This is a genomic window from Nitratidesulfovibrio termitidis HI1 (assembly GCF_000504305.1).
Taxonomy (GTDB): domain Bacteria; phylum Desulfobacterota; class Desulfovibrionia; order Desulfovibrionales; family Desulfovibrionaceae; genus Cupidesulfovibrio; species Cupidesulfovibrio termitidis.
On sequence record NZ_KI632512.1, the window covers coordinates 4082399 to 4104683 of the forward strand.

The 22285-nt window shown below is 66.9% G+C and carries 20 protein-coding genes and 1 riboswitch; of the genes, 11 read left to right on the top strand and 9 right to left on the bottom strand.

The window, feature by feature from the left end:
• The first annotated feature begins 137 nt into the window (after positions 1-137).
• Positions 138-731 carry an HAD family hydrolase gene (locus tag DESTE_RS16315; protein ID WP_245590883.1) on the top strand — a complete coding sequence of 198 codons (594 nt, stop codon included), beginning with the start codon at positions 138-140 and terminating at the stop codon, positions 729-731.
• Between the two features lie 390 nt (positions 732-1121).
• Here the strand turns inward: DESTE_RS16315 and DESTE_RS16320 are convergent, their stop codons facing one another.
• Complete coding sequence (locus tag DESTE_RS16320; RefSeq protein ID WP_015946683.1) at positions 1122-1388, bottom strand: hypothetical protein; 267 nt, start codon at positions 1386-1388, stop codon at positions 1122-1124.
• Positions 1389-1673: 285 nt separating this feature from the next.
• Positions 1674-1793: riboswitch (SAM riboswitch) on the bottom strand.
• Between the two features lie 315 nt (positions 1794-2108).
• Between DESTE_RS16320 and murJ the strand changes: the two genes are divergently transcribed.
• Positions 2109-3719, top strand: coding sequence for a murein biosynthesis integral membrane protein MurJ (gene murJ, locus DESTE_RS16325; RefSeq protein ID WP_035068919.1), 1611 nt, complete (start codon positions 2109-2111; stop codon positions 3717-3719).
• Between the two features lie 146 nt (positions 3720-3865).
• Here murJ and DESTE_RS16330 read toward each other — a convergent pair whose 3' ends face one another.
• From DESTE_RS16330 to DESTE_RS16340, 3 genes are all read right to left on the bottom strand, one after another.
• On the bottom strand, positions 3866-4243 hold the full coding sequence (locus tag DESTE_RS16330; RefSeq protein ID WP_035068922.1) for a hypothetical protein: 378 nt from the start codon (positions 4241-4243) through the stop codon (positions 3866-3868).
• 104 nt (positions 4244-4347) lie between these two features.
• Positions 4348-4644 (bottom strand): hypothetical protein, encoded by a 297-nt coding sequence (locus tag DESTE_RS16335; RefSeq protein WP_245590884.1) that lies wholly within the window; start codon positions 4642-4644, stop codon positions 4348-4350.
• A gap of 182 nt (positions 4645-4826) precedes the next feature.
• A complete protein-coding gene (locus DESTE_RS16340) occupies positions 4827-5390 on the bottom strand; it encodes a hypothetical protein (protein ID WP_035068927.1) in 564 nt (187 codons plus the stop codon).
• 437 nt (positions 5391-5827) lie between these two features.
• Here DESTE_RS16340 and DESTE_RS16345 point away from each other — a divergent pair, with 437 nt between their 5' ends.
• Positions 5828-6094 carry a transposase gene (locus DESTE_RS16345; RefSeq protein WP_035065287.1) on the top strand — a complete coding sequence of 89 codons (267 nt, stop codon included), beginning with the start codon at positions 5828-5830 and terminating at the stop codon, positions 6092-6094.
• Positions 6088-6870 carry an IS3 family transposase gene (locus DESTE_RS16350; protein ID WP_051384524.1) on the top strand — a complete coding sequence of 261 codons (783 nt, stop codon included), beginning with the start codon at positions 6088-6090 and terminating at the stop codon, positions 6868-6870. The genes DESTE_RS16345 and DESTE_RS16350 overlap by 7 nt, the downstream gene beginning before the upstream one ends.
• 138 nt (positions 6871-7008) lie before the next feature.
• On the opposite strand, the gene DESTE_RS16355 is transcribed toward DESTE_RS16350, so the two are convergent.
• Complete coding sequence (locus DESTE_RS16355) at positions 7009-7359, bottom strand: PilZ domain-containing protein (protein WP_245590885.1); 351 nt, start codon at positions 7357-7359, stop codon at positions 7009-7011.
• Positions 7360-8050: 691 nt separating this feature from the next.
• Here DESTE_RS16355 and DESTE_RS16365 point away from each other — a divergent pair.
• Positions 8051-9832: a sigma-54-dependent transcriptional regulator gene (locus tag DESTE_RS16365; protein ID WP_035068931.1), complete on the top strand. Its 1782-nt coding sequence runs from the start codon at positions 8051-8053 to the stop codon at positions 9830-9832.
• A gap of 302 nt (positions 9833-10134) precedes the next feature.
• Positions 10135-12168: a methyl-accepting chemotaxis protein gene (locus tag DESTE_RS16370; protein ID WP_035068934.1), complete on the top strand. Its 2034-nt coding sequence runs from the start codon at positions 10135-10137 to the stop codon at positions 12166-12168.
• A 289-nt stretch (positions 12169-12457) separates the two neighbouring features.
• Here the strand turns inward: DESTE_RS16370 and DESTE_RS16375 are convergent, their stop codons facing one another.
• From DESTE_RS16375 to DESTE_RS16385, 3 genes are all read right to left on the bottom strand, one after another.
• Positions 12458-13549, bottom strand: coding sequence for an HD domain-containing phosphohydrolase (locus DESTE_RS16375; protein WP_035068936.1), 1092 nt, complete (start codon positions 13547-13549; stop codon positions 12458-12460).
• A gap of 423 nt (positions 13550-13972) precedes the next feature.
• The gene (locus DESTE_RS16380; protein WP_035068939.1) at positions 13973-14884 is read right to left on the bottom strand and encodes a PAS domain-containing protein; all 912 of its coding nucleotides are present in this window, start codon (positions 14882-14884) and stop codon (positions 13973-13975) included.
• Positions 14877-16103 (bottom strand): HDOD domain-containing protein, encoded by a 1227-nt coding sequence (locus tag DESTE_RS16385; protein ID WP_035068942.1) that lies wholly within the window; start codon positions 16101-16103, stop codon positions 14877-14879. The genes DESTE_RS16380 and DESTE_RS16385 overlap by 8 nt, the downstream gene beginning before the upstream one ends.
• Positions 16104-16740: 637 nt before the next feature.
• Between DESTE_RS16385 and DESTE_RS16390 the strand changes: the two genes are divergently transcribed.
• From DESTE_RS16390 to DESTE_RS16400, 3 genes are all read left to right on the top strand, one after another.
• On the top strand, positions 16741-17217 hold the full coding sequence (locus DESTE_RS16390; RefSeq protein WP_035068944.1) for a CvpA family protein: 477 nt from the start codon (positions 16741-16743) through the stop codon (positions 17215-17217).
• Positions 17218-17307: 90 nt separating this feature from the next.
• Positions 17308-18180 carry a nucleoside triphosphate pyrophosphohydrolase gene (gene mazG, locus DESTE_RS16395; protein ID WP_035068947.1) on the top strand — a complete coding sequence of 291 codons (873 nt, stop codon included), beginning with the start codon at positions 17308-17310 and terminating at the stop codon, positions 18178-18180.
• Positions 18181-18356: 176 nt separating this feature from the next.
• Complete coding sequence (locus DESTE_RS16400; RefSeq protein ID WP_245590886.1) at positions 18357-19745, top strand: hypothetical protein; 1389 nt, start codon at positions 18357-18359, stop codon at positions 19743-19745.
• 324 nt (positions 19746-20069) lie between these two features.
• On the opposite strand, the gene DESTE_RS16405 is transcribed toward DESTE_RS16400, so the two are convergent.
• Positions 20070-20276 carry a hypothetical protein gene (locus DESTE_RS16405; protein WP_035068950.1) on the bottom strand — a complete coding sequence of 69 codons (207 nt, stop codon included), beginning with the start codon at positions 20274-20276 and terminating at the stop codon, positions 20070-20072.
• Positions 20277-20499: 223 nt separating this feature from the next.
• On the opposite strand from DESTE_RS16405, the gene DESTE_RS16410 reads away from it, so the two are divergent.
• Entirely contained in the window at positions 20500-20682 is a 183-nt protein-coding gene (locus tag DESTE_RS16410; RefSeq protein ID WP_035068953.1) for a hypothetical protein, read from the top strand.
• 232 nt (positions 20683-20914) lie between these two features.
• Positions 20915-22108, top strand: coding sequence for an AI-2E family transporter (locus DESTE_RS16415; protein WP_035070763.1), 1194 nt, complete (start codon positions 20915-20917; stop codon positions 22106-22108).
• Positions 22109-22285: the final 177 nt, after the last annotated feature.

Genomic DNA, 22285 nt, shown 5'->3' on the forward strand with positions numbered 1-22285 from the left:
CATCGCACGTGACTGTGGGCCGGAACCTTCGGGTTCCGGCCCTTTTCGTTTGTGCGGCGGGGGGAACTGCGAGGATGCGGGCCATTTCGACTTGACGCGAACCCGGAGCACGGGCACCACGGGGCAGGAGAGGAACCATGGCGAACGCGAAACACACGGACGCGAACACCGCGCCGGACGGCATGCAACCCACGAACGAGCCCGACAGGCCATTGCTGCCTGACAGGGCGCTGCTGCTGGACTGGGGCGGCACGCTGATGCGCGTCATGCCCCGCTGGATGGGGCCGCAACACGGCTGGACCGACGAGGAACCCATGCCCCACGCGGGCGATGTGCTGTGTGCGCTGGCCGCACGCTGGCGGCTGGCCCTGGCATCCAATGCCTCGGAATCTGAAGAAGAGCCCATCCGCGCAGCCCTTGCCCCCATGGGCGTGGGACCGCTGCTGGCCGGGGTGTACACGTGGCGCTCGGCAGGGTCGCCCAAGCCCTGGCCGCCGTTCTGGGCCCACGTGCTGCGCGATTTGGGTCTGCCTGCCAATAGGGTCGTGATGATTGGTGATGACTGGACCGGCGATGTGTGGGGCGCCACGCAGGCGAGGATGCATGGCATCTGGTTCGATCCGCCGCGCAACGGAACCGTGCGCGAGACGCGCACCGCGCCCCGCGTGCGCACCATGCGCGACTTCCGCGAACTGCCCGACCTGCTGGCCGAACTGGGGTTCGCGAACTGACCGGAATTGGCCGGAATTGGCCGGAACTGACCGGAACTGACCGGAACTGGCCGGAACTAACCGGAACTGGCCGGAACTGGCCGGACCATCGGCCTGCGTCGATCGGAACAATGGCGGCGACGCCGGGGCAGGGGTACCCCGCGCCTGGCCCGGCCGTTGGCCGCCGTGCATGCCGCGTTCATATTCCTTCTGCCGCCAATGTGAACGCCCCCGCCGGTTTCCCGACGGGGGCGCTTTCGTCTGTCGTCATGTGTGCCGGGCCATGGGGGCCGCCGGAGCGCGCGGGCACGCGGGGCGGGGGAGTGGCCCGGAAAGCGATGCGTCGAAGGCCGGGACAGGCAACGCAACGGGCAGGGCGCGCTGCCGGACGCGCCCGCCGAAGGTGCCCGGCTACACCAGGTAGCCGCAGGAATGGATGATGTTCTTGCGCAGGGTGCGCCCCTTCCAGACCGCCTCGGGGCCTTCGCTGCGGATTTCCTCGCTCACGATGTCGCGCAGTTCGCGCATCTGTGCGTCGGTGAGTTGCAGGCGAGTCATGTCACCCATGAGTTCCAGCGGGTCGGACCAGCAGGTGGGCATGGGTTCGTCCTCGTTGTGGTAGAGGTAGTAGATCACACACTCGCCAACGGGCTGCAACTTCTCCAGAAAATCCTTCATCGTGTCTCCCTTTTTCCGCAAAGCCGTCCGGGCTTCGCGTGGTCAATCCGCCGGGGGCTGGGCCGGCGGACCACCGTGCGCCCTTGGGCTGTCCGCCGTCCCGCCGGATGTTCCGGCTGGGTGTGTGGCGGCCCCCGTGGCGCAACGGCCTGTTAGCTGCATTTTTTTTCTGTGGGTGCGCAATTGGCCTGAAATCCACCCACATGCACCGCACGGCTCCAGCGCCGGACGATGCCCCCAAAACAAAAAGGCCCCTCGCGTGGAGAGGCCGACGCCGCAAGCCCGCGATCATGATCCCGTGCGCGACACGGTAGGTGTTGGCACCTTGCCCGACCGACGGCGTCACGTCAGGGCAGGTTGCCGGGCGGTCACAGGGCCGTACCCTCGCGCCTCTCTCCATGAATGGGGCATATCTAGCGGTTGAGTGCACAGTTGTCAATGGATGAACAGGAAATCAGGAAATACTTGTATAGTTGTCTTTTCAGCATGATAGACAGAATAAAAAGTGGTTTCGTATAGTACCACTGCTGATAAAAATGTGACTGCGCGCCCGAAAGCCCGAAAAAAGGGAGCGGGCGATGTCGTTTTCATGGGCAGGGCTGGCGCGGGTGTGGCGCCCGCCCTTTCCGTTGTATGGTCAAGCGGGGCGGTATGGGGTAGTGGTTCCTGCGTACCGCACGTCCATCACGCCTTGCTCGCCACAGGAGAGTCCGCCGCCGCATGAAGCTGTTCACCCGCACCCACCAGATGGGCGCCGCCGCCCTGATCATGGCGGCCAGCGTCTTCGCCTCGCGGTTCATGGGCCTTCTGCGCGACAAGGTCATTTCCTACCTGTTCGGGGCCACGGCAGAGGCGGACATCTACTTCGCCGCCTTCGTGGTGCCCGACTTCATCAACTACCTGCTGGCGGGCGGCTACTTTTCCATTACCCTCATTCCCCTGCTGTCGGAGCGCTTCGAGCGCGATCCGGAGGACGGCTGGCGCTTCTTTGCCGCCGCGTTCTGGTGGATAACCATCACCATCTGCCTGTTGACCGGCGTGGCGTGGTGGTTTGCGCCGGAACTGGCCCGCGTGGCCGCGCCGGGCTTTGACGCATCATCCACGGCGCGGCTGGTGCGCTTCCTGCGCATCATCCTGCCCGCGCAGGCGTTCTTTCTGCCGGGGGCGTGCGTCACCGCGCTGCTGTACATGCGCCGCCAGTTCGCGGTGCCCGCCATGGGGCCGCTGGTGTACAACGGCTGCATCATCGGTGGCGGCGTGCTGTCGTGGCTGCTGGCCCCGACGCGCGGCATGGAGGGGTTCTGCTGGGGCGTGCTGGCGGGTGCGGCGCTGGGCAGCTTTGCCCTGCCGTTACTGGCTGCCGCGCGCGGCGGCGGGGTGCGGCTGGGACCGGTGCTGCGCCACCCCGGCGTGCGCCGTTTCGCCCTGCTGGCCCTGCCGCTGATGATCGGCCAGTCGGTGGTGGTGCTGGATGAGCAGTTCGTGCGCATCTTTGGCTCCATGACCGGCGAGGGCGCGGTGAGCCTGCTCAACTATGCCCGGCGCATCATGCTGGTGCCGGTGGGCGTGGTGGCCCAGGCTGCCGGGGTTGCTTCGTATCCGTTCCTGGCGGCGTTGGCCGCCAAGGGTGAAACCGACGCATTCGACGCCACGTTGTCCACGGCGCTGCGCAACGCCCTGGCGGTGATCATTCCCCTGTCCGTGTGGATGCTGCTGGCGGCGGAACCCACCATGCGCCTGATCTTTCAGGGCGGGGGGTTTGCCGCCGCAGAAACCCTGGCCTCCGCGCCACTTCTGCGCGTGATGCTGTGCGGCGTGGCCTTCTGGGCCGTGCAACAGGTGGTGGGCCGGGCCTTCTATGCCCATCAGGATACGGTGACCCCGGCTGTGGTGGGCACCCTGGCCACGCTGGCCGCGTTGCCGCTGTATGTGCTGGCGGGCCACGCGGGTACGCACGGCACCCTTGGCGTGGCCGTGGCGGGCACGGCGGCGGTGGCCGTGTACACCGTGGCGCTGGCCCTTGTCTGGCGCAAGCGCCATGGTGAGGGTGGACTTTCCGGCATCATCGGGTGCGGCGCGAAATCTCTGGCGCTGTGCGCCGCCGCCGCGCTGCCTGCCTGGCCCGCGCTGGCCTACGCGCCGCTGCTGGCCCCGGCGAGCCCGGCGGGCCAACTGTGGGGGGCGTTTCTGGCGCTGGCCATCAGCGGCCCGGTGTTCGCCGGAACATATCTGCTGCTGGCGCGCCGCTTTGCCCCGGAACTGGCGGAACCGGTGCTGTCGCGGCTGCGTCCGTTGCTGGCCCGCCTGCGGGGTGGGCGGCAGGAAGGCTGACGGACGCCCTCCGTACGGCGGGCTGGTCGCCAGACGGCAGGACACCCCGCGACTCTCGTCTGTTGCCGGATCACATGTGAAAGCCTCCGCTGCGTTGCCGCAACGGAGGCTTCAGTGCATGAAAGACCGGCAGACAGCCTGTTCTGCTACTGTTCCAGGCCGCCCTCACCCTCGTACATCACGCCGCCTTCTTCTTCCATTTCCAGGGTTTCCACCTTTTCCTCCAGCCATTCCAGAACGGCGCGGGCGGTATGGTAGTTCAGCACGACCTTGGAGCGGATGTGGCGGGTGATGACCTTCAGGTTCTCGTCGTAGGGGGCCACTTCATGGCCGAAGCTGCCGTCGGGCGCCACCAGGCGTTCGGAGAACGGCGGCATCTTGTCGGTTTCTATGTAGAAGCTCATTTCGATCTCGCCCTGCGGGTTGATGCCGCCCCACACACCGTGGGCGTATTCCAACCGCACGCCGGAATCGTGCTCGTATTCATAGCGGATTCGGGTCGGGTATTTCGGATCCTGACTCATGGACGCTCCTTGGGAAAGTATGGGACCGGCCAGGTTTGTCCAGGCTGGGCCAGGCAGACAGGCCGGGCAGGGTCTCGGGCGCTCCGGCAAGCCCGGTTGCCGCGTCAGCCGATCAGCGAAACCAGCGTGCCTGCGATGCGTTCGGGCACCACCAGCGGACTCTGGCGGCGGGTGTCGCCCCTGGGGGGGCTGTAGCCCGCGCGTTGCAGGCGCTGGCGTTCGGCCGCCGCATCGGCCTCCATGTCATCGACGACGGTCTGGGTCTTGTCCAGCAGGGTGGGGGACGGCGGCGGCAGGTAGGGTGGGTCGCGCCACGGGTCGAGTGGTGCGGACATGGCCCGCAGCAGCCCGGGGCTCATGCGGCGCAGTCCGGGAAGCTGCATGGCGAAATCCGTGGACATGTCCGCCTCCGGGCCGTTCATCCTGTCCGGTTCCTTGGGCGCGCATTCTAGGGTAGTCGCCGGGTGAAGTAAAGGCGCGCCCCCCGCAACGGAAAGGCCATGGCGCGCTGGTGCACGCCATGGCCCGTGTGATTCGCGGTTCGATTCGCGGTGTGATCGGGGCAGCCCTGTGCTTGCCGGGGCTATTCGGCGCCCGGTTCGTACCCCGGCAACACGATGGACGACGGGGCACCCGCAGCGCCCGAACCCTTGGGACAGTCCTTGAGCAGGGTGCAGATTTCGCAGCCGCCCTTGAACGGGAAATGGGTGACCACGGCGTAGCGGCGCGACAGGGTGGGGCCGTCGCCGTTGTAGGGCAGGCCTTCGGCCTCCAGCGCGGCGCGCAGTTTGTCGGTGGGCTTGGGCGCCGGGGCGCAGCCCACGTCCTCCACTTCGGGCAGCAACATGTGGACCGCACTCATGACCATGGTCTGGGCCAGGGAGTTGATGATGAACGCGTCGGAGGGAGAGGATTCCCACGCGGCGTCCACGTCTTCTTCCACGTCGCTGTCCAGCCACACCACAAGGTACTGGATCTTTCCGGTGTTGATGTGCAGCGCGTGCAGCTTGTCCATCCAGGCTTCCCAGCGCTGCATCAGGCGGTTCATCACTTCGCCGCCGATGCGCGTTTCCTGGCTGGTGTTCATCAGCAGTTCCACGTCGAAGTAGGGCTGCACGTCAAGCCTTTCCGCAGTATGTTCCGCCATGTCCCTGTCTCCTGGGGTTGTGCTCGTGTGGGGGCGGCGTGCGCCGGGGCGCTGCCGCGCTTGCGAGGGCCGGGGCCGATGCCCGCACCTGCATGGCGGACCGGTTCGGCGTTGGCCCGGGGTATGCGGCGTGGCCGGATTGTCCGGCGCTGCTGCGCTATCCCCGTGTTGTCGTGGACGAGACTTTGCGCGAAAGGCACGGGGCGCGTCAAGGGACAAGGGACAAGGGAAGGTGGGGACAAGGGAAGAGGAGGATGGGACAAGGGCGAGGGCGGCAGGGTGCAGGCGCCATGAAGGTGCGCGGGGATGCCCTAGCGCGCAGGCGCGGTGCGCCCACTGGCAAGGGACTGGCAAGAGGCTGGCAGGGGAAGGGTATACTGCCCCCCATTAACAAGGTGGCCCTGTTAAGGTAGTTTTCTTCCATCCTTGGAGGAAGCATGAAACGCCGAGTCTGGGACAGCAAAAGCAAGGCCCGCATTGTGCTTGAGGGATTGCAGGGTCGCTCTGTGGCAAGCATTTGCAGTGAGTATCAAATCACTCAGGGTATGTATTACCGCTGGCGCGACACGTTGTTGGCCAATGCCGCCCTGGCTTTTGAGGTGGGCGCCACTAACCGACGAGAAGAACGCCTTGCGACAGAGAACCAAAAACTCAAGCAAGCCGTTGGCGAACTGACGCTGGAGTTAAAAAAAAACGACTGGTAAGCGGCAAGCGCCGATCCGGCCAGGCCCAGCTTCAGCGCGATGCCGAACTCTTGCCGTTGATCGAGTCCCTGAAAATGGAACATCCCTTTTGGGGCTATCGCCGCGTATGGGCCACCCTTCGGTATAAAAACGGCCTGATCATCAACGTCAAACGAGTGGCACGCCTGATGCGTCTGCATGGCCTTGGGGTGAAGCGCGCAGCCTTGCGGGCAAAGCGCACCCCTTCCGGAAGCAAGCCGCGCCCCGTCCGCCCGTGTCAGTGGTGGGGCATCGACATGACCAAGGTCATGACGGAAGGCGGCTGGGTGTATATCGTGCTGGTGGTGGACTGGTTTTCCAAGAAGATCGTGGGCCACCATGCCGACTACCGGAGCCGGAGCCATGAGTGGCTGCAAGCTCTGGATACGGCTATCCAGACGCACTTTCCCGGAGGCGTCCGGGGGCACGGCCTGAGCCTGATGAGCGACAACGGCTGCCAACCGACAGGAACGGCTTTTATGCGCGACTGCGCGACTCTCGGCATCACGCAGGCGTTTACCAGCTACAACAATCCCAAAGGGAACGCGGATACCGAGCGGACAATGCGTACGATCAAGGAAGAGCTCTTCTGGCTGCACGAATGGCGTAGCCTGGAACACCTCAACCGCGCCCTCTCTGACTGGATAGAAAACTTCAACACCACATACCTGCATTCGGCGCTTGGCTGGAAGACTCCGCAAGGCGTCCATCAGCAGGCAAACAAAACCTGGAGGAATTCTCCCTTAAAGGCCGCTTGATTTAAGGGGGGCATTACAAGGGCGAGAGACAGGCGGCAATGCCGGGGCGGCGGGCGGTCCGGACGCCGGGCAAAAGCGTGCCCTCCGCGCGACCGGGATTACCTTCGGGGCCGCGCGGCAGATGGGGGGGATGGGCGGCTACTGGACGAAGTAGCGTTCCATGAGGGCATGGCTGGCGGTATCACCGCCAATGAACGACGCGCCAACCCGCGTGGCGCCCTTGCCGCGCTCGTTGCGGGTGCTGCGGCAGCGCATGCGCACCGGCGGGTTGCTGTCGTCCAGGCGAAAGATCACCTCGAATTCGGCGTCGGCCAGACGCATGTCCAATTCGGCATTGGGGGGCATCCGAAAACCCACGCCGTTCAGCGAGATGTCGTGCAGTTCCACGGGCTGGTAGCGTCCGTAATGGCCGTCCGGCTCGGTGACGTACACCACCCCCCGGCAGGCGGATGGGATGACGCTCGAAGGAACGCCTGTCCGTGTCGTCACGCGATTTGGCCTCGCGGCGCAGCAGGTAGCGTTCCAGCAGCCCCTCCACGAGGGCCGTCGTGGTGATGCCCATTTCTTCCGCGGCGGTGTCGATGCGCTTCAGCAGGTCGGGGTGAACACGAAGTTCGCGGAATCTTCTCATGGCGGCTCTCCAGGGTTGTCCACAAAAGGCAGACAATGACGCGTGTTGCCAAGACATGAAAAGTCCGTGCCATTTGTGCGGTGCTTGATGTTTTTTTTTGAAAATATTCTATTATAATACCATATTGAATCTTGCTTTATGGTTCGATTCCGGCAAGGGCAGACCGAAAAACGGTCCGGCCGGACTGGCCCGCGTCCGGAGAATACGGACAGTGGGGCCTGTGCGGGGGGCAAGACAGGGCATGGAAACCTGCGTGATGCAGCAGGGCATAAATCTACCCCCCTTTCAGAAAAAACAATGCTGTGGCATAACATATGAACAGGTGCGCGCCGCATGGCCCGTGCTGCTGGACAGCGGGAGTCCGGAGGGGGATCCGGGGGCCGCCGCATCACTGCTGGGGAATGTGTTCATTCAGGATGTTACGGGATTCGGCGTGGCACATCTGGTTGCGCAAGGGCGCGTCCAGGTGTGTCATGACGCGCGGATGCACGACAGGCTGCGCGCCTGCGCGCAAGCGGGGGCCGGCGGATACGGCCGGTGGAAGGGACCATGGCAGACGTTCTGGTGATTGATCCCACGCGGCGGTACAGGGAATACCTTGTGCCCGCCATTACCGCTGCCGGGCATGCGTGCCGCGTGGTTTCCACCTGCGAGGAGGCCGTGGCCAGCGGGCGTCGCCGTGCGTGCGACGTGGTGCTGCTGGACGTGGATACGCCCGGCCCGGATGGGCTGGCCTGCCTGCCGGAACTGTCCGCCATGCGCGGACAGCCGGAGGTGCTGGCCCTTACGGCCCTGCGCACGGGAAACCGGGCGGAGGACGCCATCCGCGCCGGGGCGTGGGATGTGCTGCTGCACCCCATCCCCGAATCCTCGGTCCGCCAGGTGCTGGAACGCTGCCTGTACCATCACGCCGCCAAGGTGGCCCTGATCGGCCAGGCCAACATCAAGCGCGGTGACATCATCGGCGCCAGCCTGCCGCTGGAGCGCTGCCTGCACTCGCTGGGCGTGGCCGCCCGCACCGACACCAACGTGCTGATCCTGGGCGAAACGGGCACCGGCAAGGAATTGTTCGCGCGGGCCGTGCACGAGAACAGCGAACGTGCCGGGCGCGGCTTCATCGTGGTGGACTGCACCAACCTGCCGAGCACCCTGGCCGAAAGCATCCTGTTCGGGCACGAGCGCGGATCGTTCACCGGGGCCGAGGCCGCGCGCGACGGCCTGTTCAAGCAGGCCGACGGCGGCACCATCTTTCTGGACGAAATCGGCGACCTGGATCTTTCGGTGCAGAAGTCGCTGCTGCGGGTGCTGCAGGAACGCACCTTTCGTCCCATCAGCGCCCGCAACGAGGTGCGCAGCGATTTCCGCCTGGTGGCCGCCACCAACTGCGACATCGAGGACATGGTGCGGCGCGGGGCCTTTCGCAAGGATCTGTTCCACCGCCTGAAGACCCGCATCATCCAGTTGCCCCCCCTGCGCGAGCGGCGCGACGACATCGAACCGCTGGCCCGGCACTACGTGGACCGCATCTGCCGCCAGCACCGCCTGGCCGCCAAGCAGATGTCACCCGACTTCGTGGATGCGGTGCAGATCTACCACTGGCCGGGCAACGTGCGCGACCTGATCAACGCCCTGCACTACGCGGTGCAGGCGGCCTTTGCCGAACAGCGGCTGTACCCCCAGCATCTGCCGGTGGAGATTCGCGGCCACGTCATGCGCGCCCGGCGCGATCTGGGCCCCGCGCGCGAGCATGAAGAAGAGGTATACCCGCCCATGCCCGATGGGGGGGCGGTCATGGCAGAACCTGGGAACGGAACCGGGGGCAACGGCCGTGACCACGGGGTGGAGCCCGGCCCGTTCGGCCCTGCCGGTCTGCCTGGATATTCTGACGCGCCCGGTCAACCTGGTGCGTATGTGCAGTCCGGCGCGTACGGCCTGTCCGGTGGACCTGGCCTGCCGGGCGGCGCTGCCATGGCCGGAGGGGCGGGGATGCCGGGTCAGGCGGTTCAGTCCGTTCATTCGGGCGCTGGCGGGGCATTCGTCATGGCCGGTGCCGACCGGCACGGTGAGCCTCGCGCCATGGCAGCGCCATCGTCGGACACCTGTCCGCCGCCCGTGGAGCGGGAGCGGTTCGGCTTCGCCAACGAGGTGTTCCCCTCGTTCCGTTCCGCGCGCGAGGTGACCATGGACCGCATGGAGTCCGCCTATCTCATGGAACTCATCCGGCGCAGCCGGGGCGAGATAGCCTCGGCCATCGCCCTTTCCGGCCTTTCACGCGCCCGGCTGTACGAGTTGCTGCAGAAGCATTCCATTTCGTTGCGCACCGGCAACTGACCGGCACCTTTCCTTCCCTTTCCGTTCCACGGCTACGGGCGGCCCCTTTCGCTGTGCGCGCATGCGGTCTTTCCGCGCGGGGTTTCGCCTGCATGGCGCGGCGCGACGATTGGCGCGCGACTTCCGGTTGCCGGAACGAGACAACGGCTTGTCATCTCTGTTACATGGCAAGAAAGGCAGGCCGCCGGGAAGGCGCGTGCCACGGTTTGAAGCACATTGGGTGATCACGTGTTCCCTAATGTTCGTGAGTGGTTGTCCGATACAAGAAGTACACACTCACCTTGTTACCGTGCGAGGCGTGCATGAAACTGACGATTCTTCGCAAATTGCTCATCCTGGTCATCTGTATCGTGCTGCTGACGGCAGCGGCCATTTTCGGCACGGCCCATCATTTCATGAAGCGCGGTTTCGCCGATGAATCGGCGCAGGCGGTAACCCGGCTGCGCGACGTGGTGGCGCGCAACATCGGCGACCGTTCCGCGAAATTTCTGGAAGAAGCCGCCCTGGTGGCGCAACACGCGGATTTCGTGGCCGCAGTGGCGGCTGGCGACGGTGCGCGTGCGGCTGAACTGGCCAGGCGGCTGATGCGCGAGGTGGGGTCGGACTTCATGACCGTCACCGACGACAAGGGCAACGTGCTGGCGCGCGGCCATTCGGACAAGAAGGGCGATTCCGTGCTCGACCAGGAGACCGTGCGCCGGGCCCTGCGCGGCGACGCCACGGTGGGGGTCATCTCCGGCACGGTGGTGCCGTTCACCCTGCGCGCGGGTGCGCCCATCCGCCACGACGGCAAGGTGGTGGGCACGGTGGCCATCGGCACCTCTCTGGTACGCGAGGGCTTCGTGGACGACATCAAGTCGTTCACCGGCCTGGAGGTTACCGTGTTCAAGGGCGACACGCGCGTCATGACCACCATCGTGCGCGACGGCAAGCGGGCCATCGGCACGCGCATGGACAACCCCAGGGTGATGGAGACGGTGTTCAGCGCGGGCAAGACCTTTCTGGCGCGCAACCAGATTCTGGGCAGCGAATACGAAACGGCCTACTGGCCCATCCTGGACATGGAGGGCAAGACCATCGGCATGTGGTTCATCGGCATGCCGGTGGCCAGCATCCTCGCCGCCCAGGACCGGGTGACCGATTCGTCGCTGGCCGTGATGGCGGGCGTGCTGCCGGTGATGATCGCGGTGGCCTGGCTGCTGGCGCGCGCCCTGTCGCGGCCCATAGCGCGCACCACCGCCTTTGCCACGTCCGTGGCCGGGGGCGACCTGGATTCCGAGCTTACCGTGCGCACGGGTGACGAGGTGGGCCAGCTGGCCGACGCCCTGCGGTCCATGGTGGGTACGCTCAGGGACAAGATCGGCGAGGCCCAGGAGCAGACCCGCCTTGCGGCGGAAGAGACGAAGAAGGCCCAGCAGGCCACGGCGGAGGCCGAAGAGGCCCGCGCACGCGGCGAACAGGCCCGGCGCGAGGGCATGCTGCACGCCGCGCGCGAACTGGAAGGCATCGTGGACATCGTTTCCGCCGCGTCGGAAGAACTTTCGGCGCAGATCGAACAGTCCTCTCGCGGGGCGGAACTGCAAAGCCGCCGCACCGGCGAGACCGCCGTGGCCATGGAAGAGATGAACGCCACCGTGCTTGAGGTGGCCCGCAGCGCAGGCCTTGCGGCGGATACGGCGGGCGACGCCAAGGCCAAGGCCTCCGCCGGGTCGGGCATCGTGGAGGCCATGATCGACGGCATCGGCGTGGTGCAGCGCCATTCCGAAACCCTGAACCGTGACATGGACGCCCTGGGCAAGAGCACCGAGCGCATCGGGGCCATTCTGGGCGTGATTTCCGACATTGCCGACCAGACCAACCTGCTGGCGTTGAATGCCGCCATCGAAGCCGCGCGCGCAGGGGATGCCGGGCGCGGCTTTGCCGTGGTGGCCGACGAGGTGCGCAAGCTGGCCGAAAAGACCATGACCGCCACAAGGGAAGTGGGCGAGGCCATCGGCGGCATCCAGCAGGGGGCCAAGGTAAGCATCGCCCAGGTGGGCGAGACGGCGCGCGAGGTGGAAAGCGTCACCGGCAGGGCGCGCGAGGCGGGGCAGTCGCTGGGGGCCATCGTGGCCCTGGCCGATTCCGTGTCCGACCAGGTGCGCTCCATCGCCACCGCCAGCGAAGAGCAGTCCGCCGCCTCCGACGAGATCAACCGGGCCGTGGAAGAGGTGAACCGCATCTCCACCGAGACCAGCGACGCCATGCGCCAGTCGGCCCTGGCCGTGGGCGAGCTTGCGGCGCAGGCCCAGAAGCTGAAGGCCATCATCGAGCAGATGCAGCGCGAAAACGCCTGAGCCGGTTGCAGGTGTCAGGCCGGGCCATGATTTCAGGCCTGAAATGACGATCGGGATCGTCCCTGCGGGGGCGGTCCCGATCTTGCGTTGGCAGACGCGGCATGGTCACGGTGTCGCCCCGGTATGGCAGGTATGGCAGGTACGGCAGTGGGGGGGCAGTGGGGCAGTGGGGCAGGGGGACAGTGGGGGGGCAGTGGCGCGAAGGGGGCGGAGCGGCGACCGGGACGGGACGAGGAAGGCGACGGGGCAATGGGGGAGGACGCAGGGCGAGCGGCAAGACGCTTCGCGTTCACGAGCACACGGCGTCGCCACTGCGCAACTGGCGCAGCACTTCGGCCACATCCGGCATGTCGGCGTGGTTGCCGCGCAAAAGGTCCAGGCAGGCGTCCACCACATCGGCGGCGTACAGGGTGCCGCTGCCCGCGGAAAGTTCGTCCATGGCCGCTTCCAGACAATGGGCGGGGCGGTAGGGGCGGTGCGAGCACATGGCCTCGGCCACGTCGGCCACGCCCAGGATGCGCGCCCCGGGCAGCAGGGCATCGCCGGATACCCCGTGCGGGTAGCCGGAGCCGTCCAGCCGTTCATGGTGCTGCAAGACCATGCGCGCCACGGGGTGGGGAAAGGGGATGCGTTCCAGGATGTCGTGCCCGAACTGGGGGTGCTGGCGCAGGAAGGCCATTTCGTGGGCGTCGAGCACGGTGGGCTTCAGCAGGTACTGGGCGGGGATGCACAGCTTGCCGATGTCGTGCAGCATGCCCGCCACCCGCACGGCCTCCACCTCGTCGTCGGGCATGCCCAGCCTGCGGGCCATGGCGGTGGCCAGCACGGTGACCCTGGCCTGGTGGGTGCCGGTGTAGGCGTCCTTCAGGTTGGTGACCCGCGACAGCGAATCCACCGTGGCTTCCATCATGCCGCTGAGCCGGTCGTAGGCGGTGCTCAGTTCGCGGGTGCGCTCGGCGATGCGCGCCTCCAGTCCGACCCGGTAGGCCTCGTTTTCCGCCAGCAGGCGCGCCCGTTCCAGGCAGCGTTCCACGGTGTGTTCCAGGGCGCCCATGTCTTCCAGGGGCTTGGTCAGGTAGTCCCAGGCGCCTTCGCGCAGGGCGGCCACGGCGTCGCGCAGCACGCCGGTACCGGAAACCACCACCACGGGGGTGCCTTTGCCCGAGGCCGTGATGGCCCGGATGACCGAAATCCCGTCCAGCACCGGCATGCGCAGGTCCACCAGCACAAGATCCGGCTGGTGCGCCTGCCAGGCATCCAGCCCGGCGCGGCCATCCCCGGCCTGCACGACCTCGTAGCCGCTGTCCGACAGAAAGTCGGCCAGCGAGCCGCGAACCTGCGGGTCGTCGTCGATGACCAGGATGGTGAGTGGTGCGGTCATGGCATGTTCCGGAAGAACGGCGTGGACGCAAGCGGGGCCGGTTGGGATGCGGGGCGGATCGGGCCAGACGGAAATGGACCTGGCTGGAAAGGACGGAGACGAGCGGACTGGACGCGAATGGGCGGAGATGGCGGATCGGTGCGGGCCGGGTTGCCCAGGCCTTCGGGGTACGCAAGTATCCGGGTTACGCAAGTATCCGGGTTACGCACGTATTCGGGTTGCCCAGGCCTCCGGGGCGTCACGGCCAGGCGCGTCACGTCAGTCAGGCCATGGTCGAATACGTATCGAGTATGCGAACACTAACAGGCGGCGGTGACCACCGCAAGGGGGGAGGGCACCGTCCGACGCCGCGACGGCGTCGCGGCGTGCCTGCCGCGCATGAAACCGCATGGCCGGGGCGGGCTGCCCGCCCCGGTGTGAACGCTATGTCGCCGGGTGACGGCCCACCACGCCGCGCAGGCCGGTGCACAGCCCTTCGTGCATGCAGGGGGCCAGGTGCAGCACGGCGGGGAAGGTGGCGCCGGATGCGTGCATGGCCGTGCAGGCCAGCGAGGCGGGCTGTCCGTCGCGCAGCGTTGCGGCGATGGCGGAGGCCATGCGGGGGCGCTCGTCCGGGGCCAGCAGGTCCAGCAGGCCCGCCGCCGGGGGCAGGGCTGCCGGGTCGATGCCGAACTGGTCGGAGGCGGCGCGGTTCAGCGAGCGCAGCACGCCTGCCGGGTCGGTTTCGAACACCGTGACGGACAGCGTGTCGATGAATTCGCGCTGGCGGCGTTCGTGCTCGCGCAGCAGCCGGTACAGCTCGAAGCTTTCGATGGCGTTGGCGCAGTGCTTGAGGATGAGCGAGAGCAGCGAAAGCAGGATGCCGGAAAGGTTCTTTTCGGTGCGCGGCATGGCCCCGATGAACATCCCCCGCACGCGCGAGGTGGTGGCCAGCACGCTGAGCACCAGGCGGTGGCTGTTGTCGGAGGAATACACGGTGATGGGCCGGTTTTCGCGCACGGCCAGGGCGAACACCCCGGTCTCGATGAGCCGTTCCACCTCGCGTTCGATGGCCGGTCCTTCCTCGCTGGGGCGGCACAGGCCCAGCACGAAGTCCGAGGTGTGCTCGTCCACCAGATAGAACGCCGTCACCGAGAACTGCACCAGTTCGCCGATGCGCGCCACGGCCTCGTCCAGCAGGGCGGAGGGTTCTTCCAGCCGGTTGATGCAGGTCTGGAAGTCGCCGAGGTTGAAGGCCATGTCCAGCACGTCGAGCGTGAACCGGGCCTGGTCTTCCAGGTGGCGCAGCCGGGCATGCAGGCCCGCGCTGCCAAAGGTGGGATCGTTGCTAGTCATGCGTTTCCAGGAACCTGATGATTTCGAGCACCTGATATTCCATCTGGTTGGCCGTCTGCACCACCGCGCCGGGGGGCAGGGCCAGGGCGGCCCAGCCTTCGTCGGTCAGGGGCGGTACCAGCACCTCGCCGCTGGTGCCGTAGCCCAGGGCGTTGGCCAGCAGGTCGGCCACGGCCATGATGGCCGGTTCGCAGCTGCCGCTCGCGCTTTCGGGGGTGTGGTGCCGCTGGACGTTGCGTTCCAGCGAGACCGGGCATTTCCATTGTCGCAGGATGGCCCCGCCCATTTCGTCATGGGTGAAGCCGACTATGTCGCGTTCCAGCGAGCGCACCGTGGCGCCGCGCGTCCGGGCCTCCGCCAGCAGCAGCCGCCCGTGGTCGGGCAGTTGCCCGTAGATGGCCAGCCGCCCCAGATCGTGCAGCAGCCCGGCCACGAAGAATCGTTCGCTGTTGCTCATGCGGTGCAGCCCGGCCAGGATGCGCGCGGCCACGCCGCAGGCGATGGAGTGCGTCCAGAAGGCGCGCATGTCCACGAGATCCTGCGGCACCCCCCGGAAGGCCGTCACCACGCTGACCCCCATGGCCAGCGAGACCAGCTGGTTGGTGCCGATGATGGACACGGCGCGGGTGATGGTTTCTATGCGCGCCCGCAGCCCGTAGTAGGCGCTGTTGGCGATGCGCAGCAGCCGCGCGGAAAGGTCGGTGTCCTTGGAAATGATTTCTGCCGCGTCGGCGGCGGAACTGCGCGGGTCGTTGACCACCTCTACCAGGCGGTGGAACACGCTGGGCAGGGTGCCGAAACGCATGTCCTCTCGCAGGACCGATTCCAGCGCCACCGGGCGGGGGGCCGGGTCCGGCCGTACCGGGCTGGGGGCTTCGCCCGGGGGGGCGGGCCACGGCGGGGACGAGGCGGCAAGGCGCATGGCGCAATGGCGCATCAGCGCGGCCACGTGCTGGTTGGCCGGGTCGTGCAGGGCGAAGTGGGCCCGGGTGCGCTCCATGGCCTCGTCGAAGCGGGCGGCCACGGTGGGCGGCATGTCGCCCTCGCCGTCGTCTTCGCCGATGACGGCCGCCTCGGTGACGCCCCAGATCTTGAGGATGCGCAGGCCCGCGGGCGAGAGCACGTCGCCGCACTTGAACAGCAGGCGTCCGTTGCCGTCGCGGATGTCGTCGGCCACGCGCATGCCTGGTTTCAGTTCTGTGATGCTGATGCGTGTCATGAGGCTCCGTGCGGGGGCTGCGGGCAGATGCCCGCAACGGCTCGCGGCCTGTGTGTCGTTCCGGTGTGCCGCCCGGAAGGCGGGCCTGACAGGCTTGGTGCAACCCGGACCGATCCGGTGCAATCGGGCCTGTTCCGGTACACTCCGGGGTGTCCGGCGTGGCCGGGACAACCGGATGGATGCCCTGCCCGGCGAGGGGCGGCAGGCGCGTCAGGTGTGCAAGGGCATACGGACCCGAAGCATAGTACAAGAAATGTCCGGGCGCATGCAACAGGGTTGCCGCGCACCACCTTCGTGCCGCCCCGCGCTGTCCGTGACTGCTGGTGCGGCTGTCCCTTCGTTCCGGCCCGGGGTGCGTTGCTTCCCCTTCGCGGTGAGTTCTGGTAGGTACGTGCCCGGACCGGAAGGCTGCGGAGCCGCGCCGCGCGCGCGTTCCCCACTGTTGTCCGTATGCGCCGTGTTTGCCCCCGTGCGTCGCCACAGGGGCGTCGCGACCGGTTCCGGCCGTGTCGGCAATGCCCCGGCAACGCTTTTCGGTGCATTCCGGCCAGTGGCGGAGTGCAGCCGGTGTACTCCGGCCTGCCCAGTCTGGTTGTCGGGCGCGGCCTCCATTTTTTCTTCGTCCCAAGGAAACCGAATGAATTTCAACATGCTGGACGCAGCGTTCCTGATCATTGTCGGGCTGTTCGTGCTGCGCGGCCTGTTTCGCGGCTTCGTGGAAGAGGTGGCGGGCCTGGTGGGCGTCATCGGCGGGTTCATCCTGGCCAACCGCCACCATGGCGATGCCGCGCCCCACGTGGCCAAGGTGGTGGGCGACCCGGGCTGGGTCAACGTCATCGCCTACGTGAGCGTGTTTCTGAGCGTGCTGCTGGTGGTGGCCATAGTGGCGCGCATCATCCGCAAACTGCTGGTCATCACCTTCGCGGGCTGGCTCGACCACATGGCGGGCGGGGTCATGGGCGCGGCCAAGGGGCTGCTGATCTGTTCCATTCTGCTGGCCGTGTTGCTGCACTTTTTGCCCGAAGCCTCATTCGTGCGCGATTCTCGCGTGATTCCGTACCTTTCGATGATTACCGGCTACGTGAAAACGTTCCTGCCGCAACAATTGTTTTGACAGGCGGCGAACGCCGACCCGAATTTACGCCTCCCCACCCCACCCCACCTCCAACGCCCGGCGTCCCGGGTATCCGACGGATCGCAGACCATGAGCACCGAACCCACGTCCCCGACCTCTCCCCAGAGCCTTCAGGCCATTACCGACGTCATCGACCGCCTGCTGGCCCCCGAAGGCTGCCCGTGGGATCGTGAACAGACCCCGGAATCGCTGGCCGACTATGTCATCGAGGAATGCTTCGAACTGGTGGAGGCCATCCGCTCGGGCAAGGTGCACGACGTGCGCGAGGAACTGGGCGACGTGATGTTCCTGCTGGCGTTCATCGGGCGTCTGTACGCCGACAAGGGGTCGTTCACCCTGGACGATGCCGTGGAAGGCAACGCCGCCAAAATGATCCGCCGCCATCCGCACGTGTTCGCCGAAGGCGAATGCGCCAGCCGCGAAGAACTGCTGCGCAACTGGGAGCGCATCAAGCGCGAGGAAAAGGCGGCGGCCATGGCCGAGGATGGCGCCGCCGACGACGCCCAGGCCGCCTCCGCCGAAGGCTCGCCCGGCGATGCCCCTGGGGGCGTGTTCGCCAGCCTGCCCAAGGGGCTGCCCCCGCTGGTCAAGGCGTACCGCCTGCATTCCAAGGCCGCCCGCGTGGACTTCACCTGGGAGAGCGACGAGGACGTGGAGCAGCAGGTGGAAGCCGAGTGGCTGGAATGGCTGGATGCCTCGGCCAGCGGCGACAAGGAACGCCAGGAGCAGGAACTGGGCGACTTTCTGTTCACCATCGTGGAACTTGGCCGCCGCAAGGGCATCAAGGCCAACGCCGCGCTGGACTACGCCACGCTGAAGTTCCTGCGCCGCTTCGAGGGCATGGAGGCTCTGGCGCGCGAACGCGGGCTGGACTTTCCCAACCTTCCCTTTGAAGAAAAGGACGCGCTGTGGAACGAGGTGAAGGCCGCCGAAAAGGCCTGATGCCCGACCGGTCCGTCCGATCAGACCGGCCCGTCCGATTAAACCGGCCTGATCGACCAGGCTGGCACGCCGGTGTCGCGGCTCCGCACGGCGGGGAGCGGGGTGCGCGCCTTGCCGCCTGTGCTGCCGCGCCCGTTTCCGATCCTCCGGTCTGTCCGGCTGGCCCGGCCCGCGTGATGCATGCCGTGGACGTGATCGGGGCGACAGGGCCGGATGCCGTGCCGCCTGCCACGCCGCCTGCCATGCCGGATGTCGCCGGTTCGGTTGCGATAACGGCCTCGGTCCCTGGCTCCGTCGTTTCCGTCGTAAGCGAGGGAACACCGGACCCGCGTGCCCGGCGCATTGCCGATGCCATCCTCTGCTGGCTGGTCGGCGGGGTGCATCTGGACGCTCCGGCCCGCACGTTTCTGGAGGCCCAACTGGGCGCGTCGGGACTTGCGGGCCTGCCTGCAACGGATGTTGCCGCGCGGCTGGCCCCATTGCTGGGGGCCGGACCGGAAGGACAGGCCTCTTCCGTTTCTCGGGATACCCCCGACACCCCCGATACCCCAGGTACCCCAGCTACCCAAGATACCTTAGATACAGCCGACGCTGCCGCTGAAGGCGCGCTGGAATACCTGCTGTACCCGGACACCGCCTTGCGCCTGTCCGTGGAGAGGGTGCTGTCGCTGCATGCCAGCGAAGAGGCGCACGACGCATCCGTCCCCGGCCTGCGTTCTGGCAGCCTCATGGACGCGGTGCTGGCCTTGCTGCCACCGGACGCCATCGCCGTAGTGCATGTTCCGGACCTCCTCGACACCCCCGGAGACCTGACCACCCCGCCGCATACCGCCCTTGCGGCCCCTGCGCCCCCTGCGCCCCCTGCGTTTTGTGCGCCCGGTGTCGTCAGCATGCCCGGCTCCGTCCGATTCACCCTGCCCGTGCCTCGCTGGACCATGGCCCTGCTGGTGCGCCGTCTGCGGCTGGACCGGGTGATTCCCGCTCCCTTGGCCGTCGCCGTGGCAGAGCACCTGCCGGAACAACAGGGACTGGCGGTGCGCCTGGCCCTGCGCGACGCCCGGTTCGACCTGGCGGCAACCGCGCCCGCCCCGTGTACCGATTCCAGCGACGGTTTTCCCGGACCAGCCCGTGAAACACGTGCCGATCTGGTGCTGCGGTTCATCCGGCGCATGCCCCCGTCCGACCCCGGCTACGTCGAGACGCTGGCCCTGTGGCTGGACCTGCTGCACGACCTGCCGCCCGGCAGGAGCGCGTATGCGGCCCTTTCAGCCCGGCGAGAACGCCTGTCCCGCGCCGCGCGCGAGGCGGACGAGTTCACCGAGCGGCTGGGCCGCCTGAACATGGAAATCCTGATGCTGCAAGGGGTGCACGCCCCGGCCCTGGATGCGGCGGAGGCGCGCCGCAAGGTTCGCCTGATGGACCGGTTGTGTCTGGCCGTGCTGGGCCGCCCCGCCGCGCTGGACCCGGCGGAAGAGGGCATGGCCCCCAAAGCTCCAGACGGGCACGACCTGGGGGCGTTCGACCCGGCCACGGGGCTCGACGACCTGATGCGCCTGCTCTCCTAGGTGGTGTCGTCACGAGCGTTCTTTTGCCCTCTGCCTAGCCGACCCGAAGGGCGCGAAGCGTGCCCGTTGGGCGAGCTTGCGAGCCTTACGGGCATCGAGCGCAGAGCGGTCAGAACAGTTTTTTATTCCGGTCGAGTACGAGAAGAGTACACTCCCTCCATAAAAAACTGTTCTTCCTTGGCAGAGAACAAAATTCCTGCTCGTGTGACACCACCTGGACATCCGCGTCCGTCGCGGTCTTGCTGTCTCCCCGCAAAAGGTCGGGTGCGCCGCAACGGAACCGTTCCGTCACGGCGCACCCCGGTGCCCATTGGCGCCCGCGCGTCAGACGGTGACGTCCACGTGCTCCCCAAGGCCGCGCACGGCCACGGGAGACTCGGTCTCCGTCTGTCCGGCGTCCCGGCGTTCCTGCCGGGGAAGGGCGTCTGCCTGAACGGTCGCAAGCTGCTGCCCGCCCTGTTGCATCTGGCGGGTCTGCTCCAGCACGTTCAGGATGCCCTCCGCGCCACCGGTCAACTGGTCTATCCGCATGGCGCACCTCCTTTCCGGGGGTATGAGTCGCCCCGTATCCCTCCTATCGGCAGGTGGCGCGCTTTCCACAGGGGCGCCCACGAAAACGGATGCATTCCGCACCTGTCTTGCGTATCATCCTGACCAGTCCCCCAATCCTGCCTGCCCGTTCTGCCGTACGGGGCACGGGCAGAACGTGACAGAACGCGCGGGCCGTGCCCGCAGGGGGACAAGGGAGGCAGCCATGCTCATGCCGCAGAACGAAGCCAAGTTTCGCTACTGTCCCTTTCTGAAGACCAGCGACGACAAGATGCGTTTTTGCGTCGGGGCCCAGTGCATGATGTGGCGCTTCAAGCACCCCCAGCGCAACGGCGAAGGCGACGAGGGGTATTGCGGATTGGCGGGCAAGCCCGCAGGCGCCATGTAGACGTCGGACCCGGCCCTTCGGTTCCCCGGCCCGACCACGGTCCGGACTCCGGCCCCGGCTCTGGTCCCGGCTCCGGCTCCGGTCCCGGCTCTGGTCCCGGTCCGAATCCGGACCACGTTCATATCCCTGACCCTGCACCACGGGGCGAGCCGCCTGGGCGTATCCTTCCACCTCGTCCGGTGCGCGGCGCCCATTGCACCGCATGCATCCTTCCACCAACGGGCATCCATCCATGAATACCACCCCGGCCAAGGGAAATCGCGCTGCCGCCTCGCGCAACCTGTTTTCGTACTTTCTCTTCCTGTTGCTGTTGCTAGCCTTGTGGCTGGCCTACCAACTGGTGGAATCCTTCCTGCGCACCCTCATCCTGGGGGCGGTGTTCTCCGCCATCTGCTATCCGCTGTACCTGCGCTGCAAGCCGCTGGTGCGCGGCAGTTCCATCATTGCGGCGTTGCTGGTGCTGACGGGGCTGGTGGTATGCATCGTCATTCCGTTGTGCGTGTTCGTGGCCCTGCTGATTCCCCAGGGCATGCAGACGGTGACGGCCATCAACAAGTGGCTGAGCGGCGGCGGACCGGCTGCACTGCTGTCGGAATCGAACCTGGAGCCGTGGCTGGAGTGGGTGCGGGTGAATCTGCCGTTCATCGACCTGAGCCACATCGACTTCCAGACCAGCCTGTTGCAGATGTCCCGCACGGCGGGGCAGACGTTGATCCAGTGGGGTTCGTACGTGCTGGGCAATACCATGCTGTTCTTCCTGCATTTCCTGCTGCTGCTGCTGGTGATGTTCTTCATGCTGAAGGACGGCAGGCGCATGGTGGAAGGGGTGAAGTACCTGTGCCCCCTGCGCGAGGAACAGGAGGACATGATCATCCAGAGCCTGCGCCGCGTGGCCCGCGCCGTGCTGGTGGGCGGGCTGCTGGTGGCGGTGGTGCAGGGCGTGCTGGGGGGCCTTGGCATGGCCATCGTGGGCATGCCCGGCCTGTTCTGGGGCACGGTGATGGGGTTCGCCTCGCTGGTGCCGGTGGTGGGCACGGGGCTGGTATGGGGACCGGCGTCCGTCTATCTGCTGCTGATGGGGCAGTGGAAGGGCGCGGTGTTTCTGGTGCTGTGGTGCTCGCTGGTGGTGGCCGGGGCAGACTCCTTCCTGCGGCCGTACTTCATGCGCGGCAGTTCCGGGGCCTCGGTGTTCTACATTTTCCTGTCCATCCTGGGCGGGCTGAAGACCTTTGGCATGGCGGGCATCATTTACGGCCCGCTCATTCTCAGTTTCACCATGGTCATGCTGACCCTGTACGGCGAGGAATATCGCGACATCCTGGCCCCCAGGGCGGCGGCCCCGGTGGATTGTCCGGGGCCGGAACCCGTGGCGGAAGGTGGCGGGGACACCGCAACCATGCCCCCGGAAGGAAAGGGCGGCGAATAGCGACGGCCACGCGAGCGCCCCGGTCCGGAAACACGCGGATTTCGTACGCGCGTGGCCTTCTTGCCATTTTTCCGGGTTGCCGGTAGGCGATGGACTGAGTGGGGCGCCGTCCGCCCGCGGCGAGGGGACAATGCCGTGGACGGGGCGGAACCCGCCATGCCCGTTGCCATTGCCCGC

Coding starts and splice junctions, on each gene's coding strand:
- DESTE_RS16315 (WP_245590883.1), top strand. CDS start 138: ATGGCGAACGCGAAACACACGGACGCGAACACCGCGCCGGACGGCATG.
- DESTE_RS16320 (WP_015946683.1), bottom strand. CDS start 1,388: ATGAAGGATTTTCTGGAGAAGTTGCAGCCCGTTGGCGAGTGTGTGATC.
- murJ (WP_035068919.1), top strand. CDS start 2,109: ATGAAGCTGTTCACCCGCACCCACCAGATGGGCGCCGCCGCCCTGATC.
- DESTE_RS16330 (WP_035068922.1), bottom strand. CDS start 4,243: ATGAGTCAGGATCCGAAATACCCGACCCGAATCCGCTATGAATACGAG.
- DESTE_RS16335 (WP_245590884.1), bottom strand. CDS start 4,644: ATGTCCACGGATTTCGCCATGCAGCTTCCCGGACTGCGCCGCATGAGC.
- DESTE_RS16340 (WP_035068927.1), bottom strand. CDS start 5,390: ATGGCGGAACATACTGCGGAAAGGCTTGACGTGCAGCCCTACTTCGAC.
- DESTE_RS16345 (WP_035065287.1), top strand. CDS start 5,828: ATGAAACGCCGAGTCTGGGACAGCAAAAGCAAGGCCCGCATTGTGCTT.
- DESTE_RS16365 (WP_035068931.1), top strand. CDS start 8,051: ATGGCAGACGTTCTGGTGATTGATCCCACGCGGCGGTACAGGGAATAC.
- DESTE_RS16370 (WP_035068934.1), top strand. CDS start 10,135: ATGAAACTGACGATTCTTCGCAAATTGCTCATCCTGGTCATCTGTATC.
- DESTE_RS16375 (WP_035068936.1), bottom strand. CDS start 13,549: ATGACCGCACCACTCACCATCCTGGTCATCGACGACGACCCGCAGGTT.
- DESTE_RS16380 (WP_035068939.1), bottom strand. CDS start 14,884: ATGACTAGCAACGATCCCACCTTTGGCAGCGCGGGCCTGCATGCCCGG.
- DESTE_RS16385 (WP_035068942.1), bottom strand. CDS start 16,103: ATGACACGCATCAGCATCACAGAACTGAAACCAGGCATGCGCGTGGCC.
- DESTE_RS16390 (WP_035068944.1), top strand. CDS start 16,741: ATGAATTTCAACATGCTGGACGCAGCGTTCCTGATCATTGTCGGGCTG.
- mazG (WP_035068947.1), top strand. CDS start 17,308: ATGAGCACCGAACCCACGTCCCCGACCTCTCCCCAGAGCCTTCAGGCC.
- DESTE_RS16400 (WP_245590886.1), top strand. CDS start 18,357: ATGCATGCCGTGGACGTGATCGGGGCGACAGGGCCGGATGCCGTGCCG.
- DESTE_RS16405 (WP_035068950.1), bottom strand. CDS start 20,276: ATGCGGATAGACCAGTTGACCGGTGGCGCGGAGGGCATCCTGAACGTG.
- DESTE_RS16410 (WP_035068953.1), top strand. CDS start 20,500: ATGCTCATGCCGCAGAACGAAGCCAAGTTTCGCTACTGTCCCTTTCTG.
- DESTE_RS16415 (WP_035070763.1), top strand. CDS start 20,915: ATGAATACCACCCCGGCCAAGGGAAATCGCGCTGCCGCCTCGCGCAAC.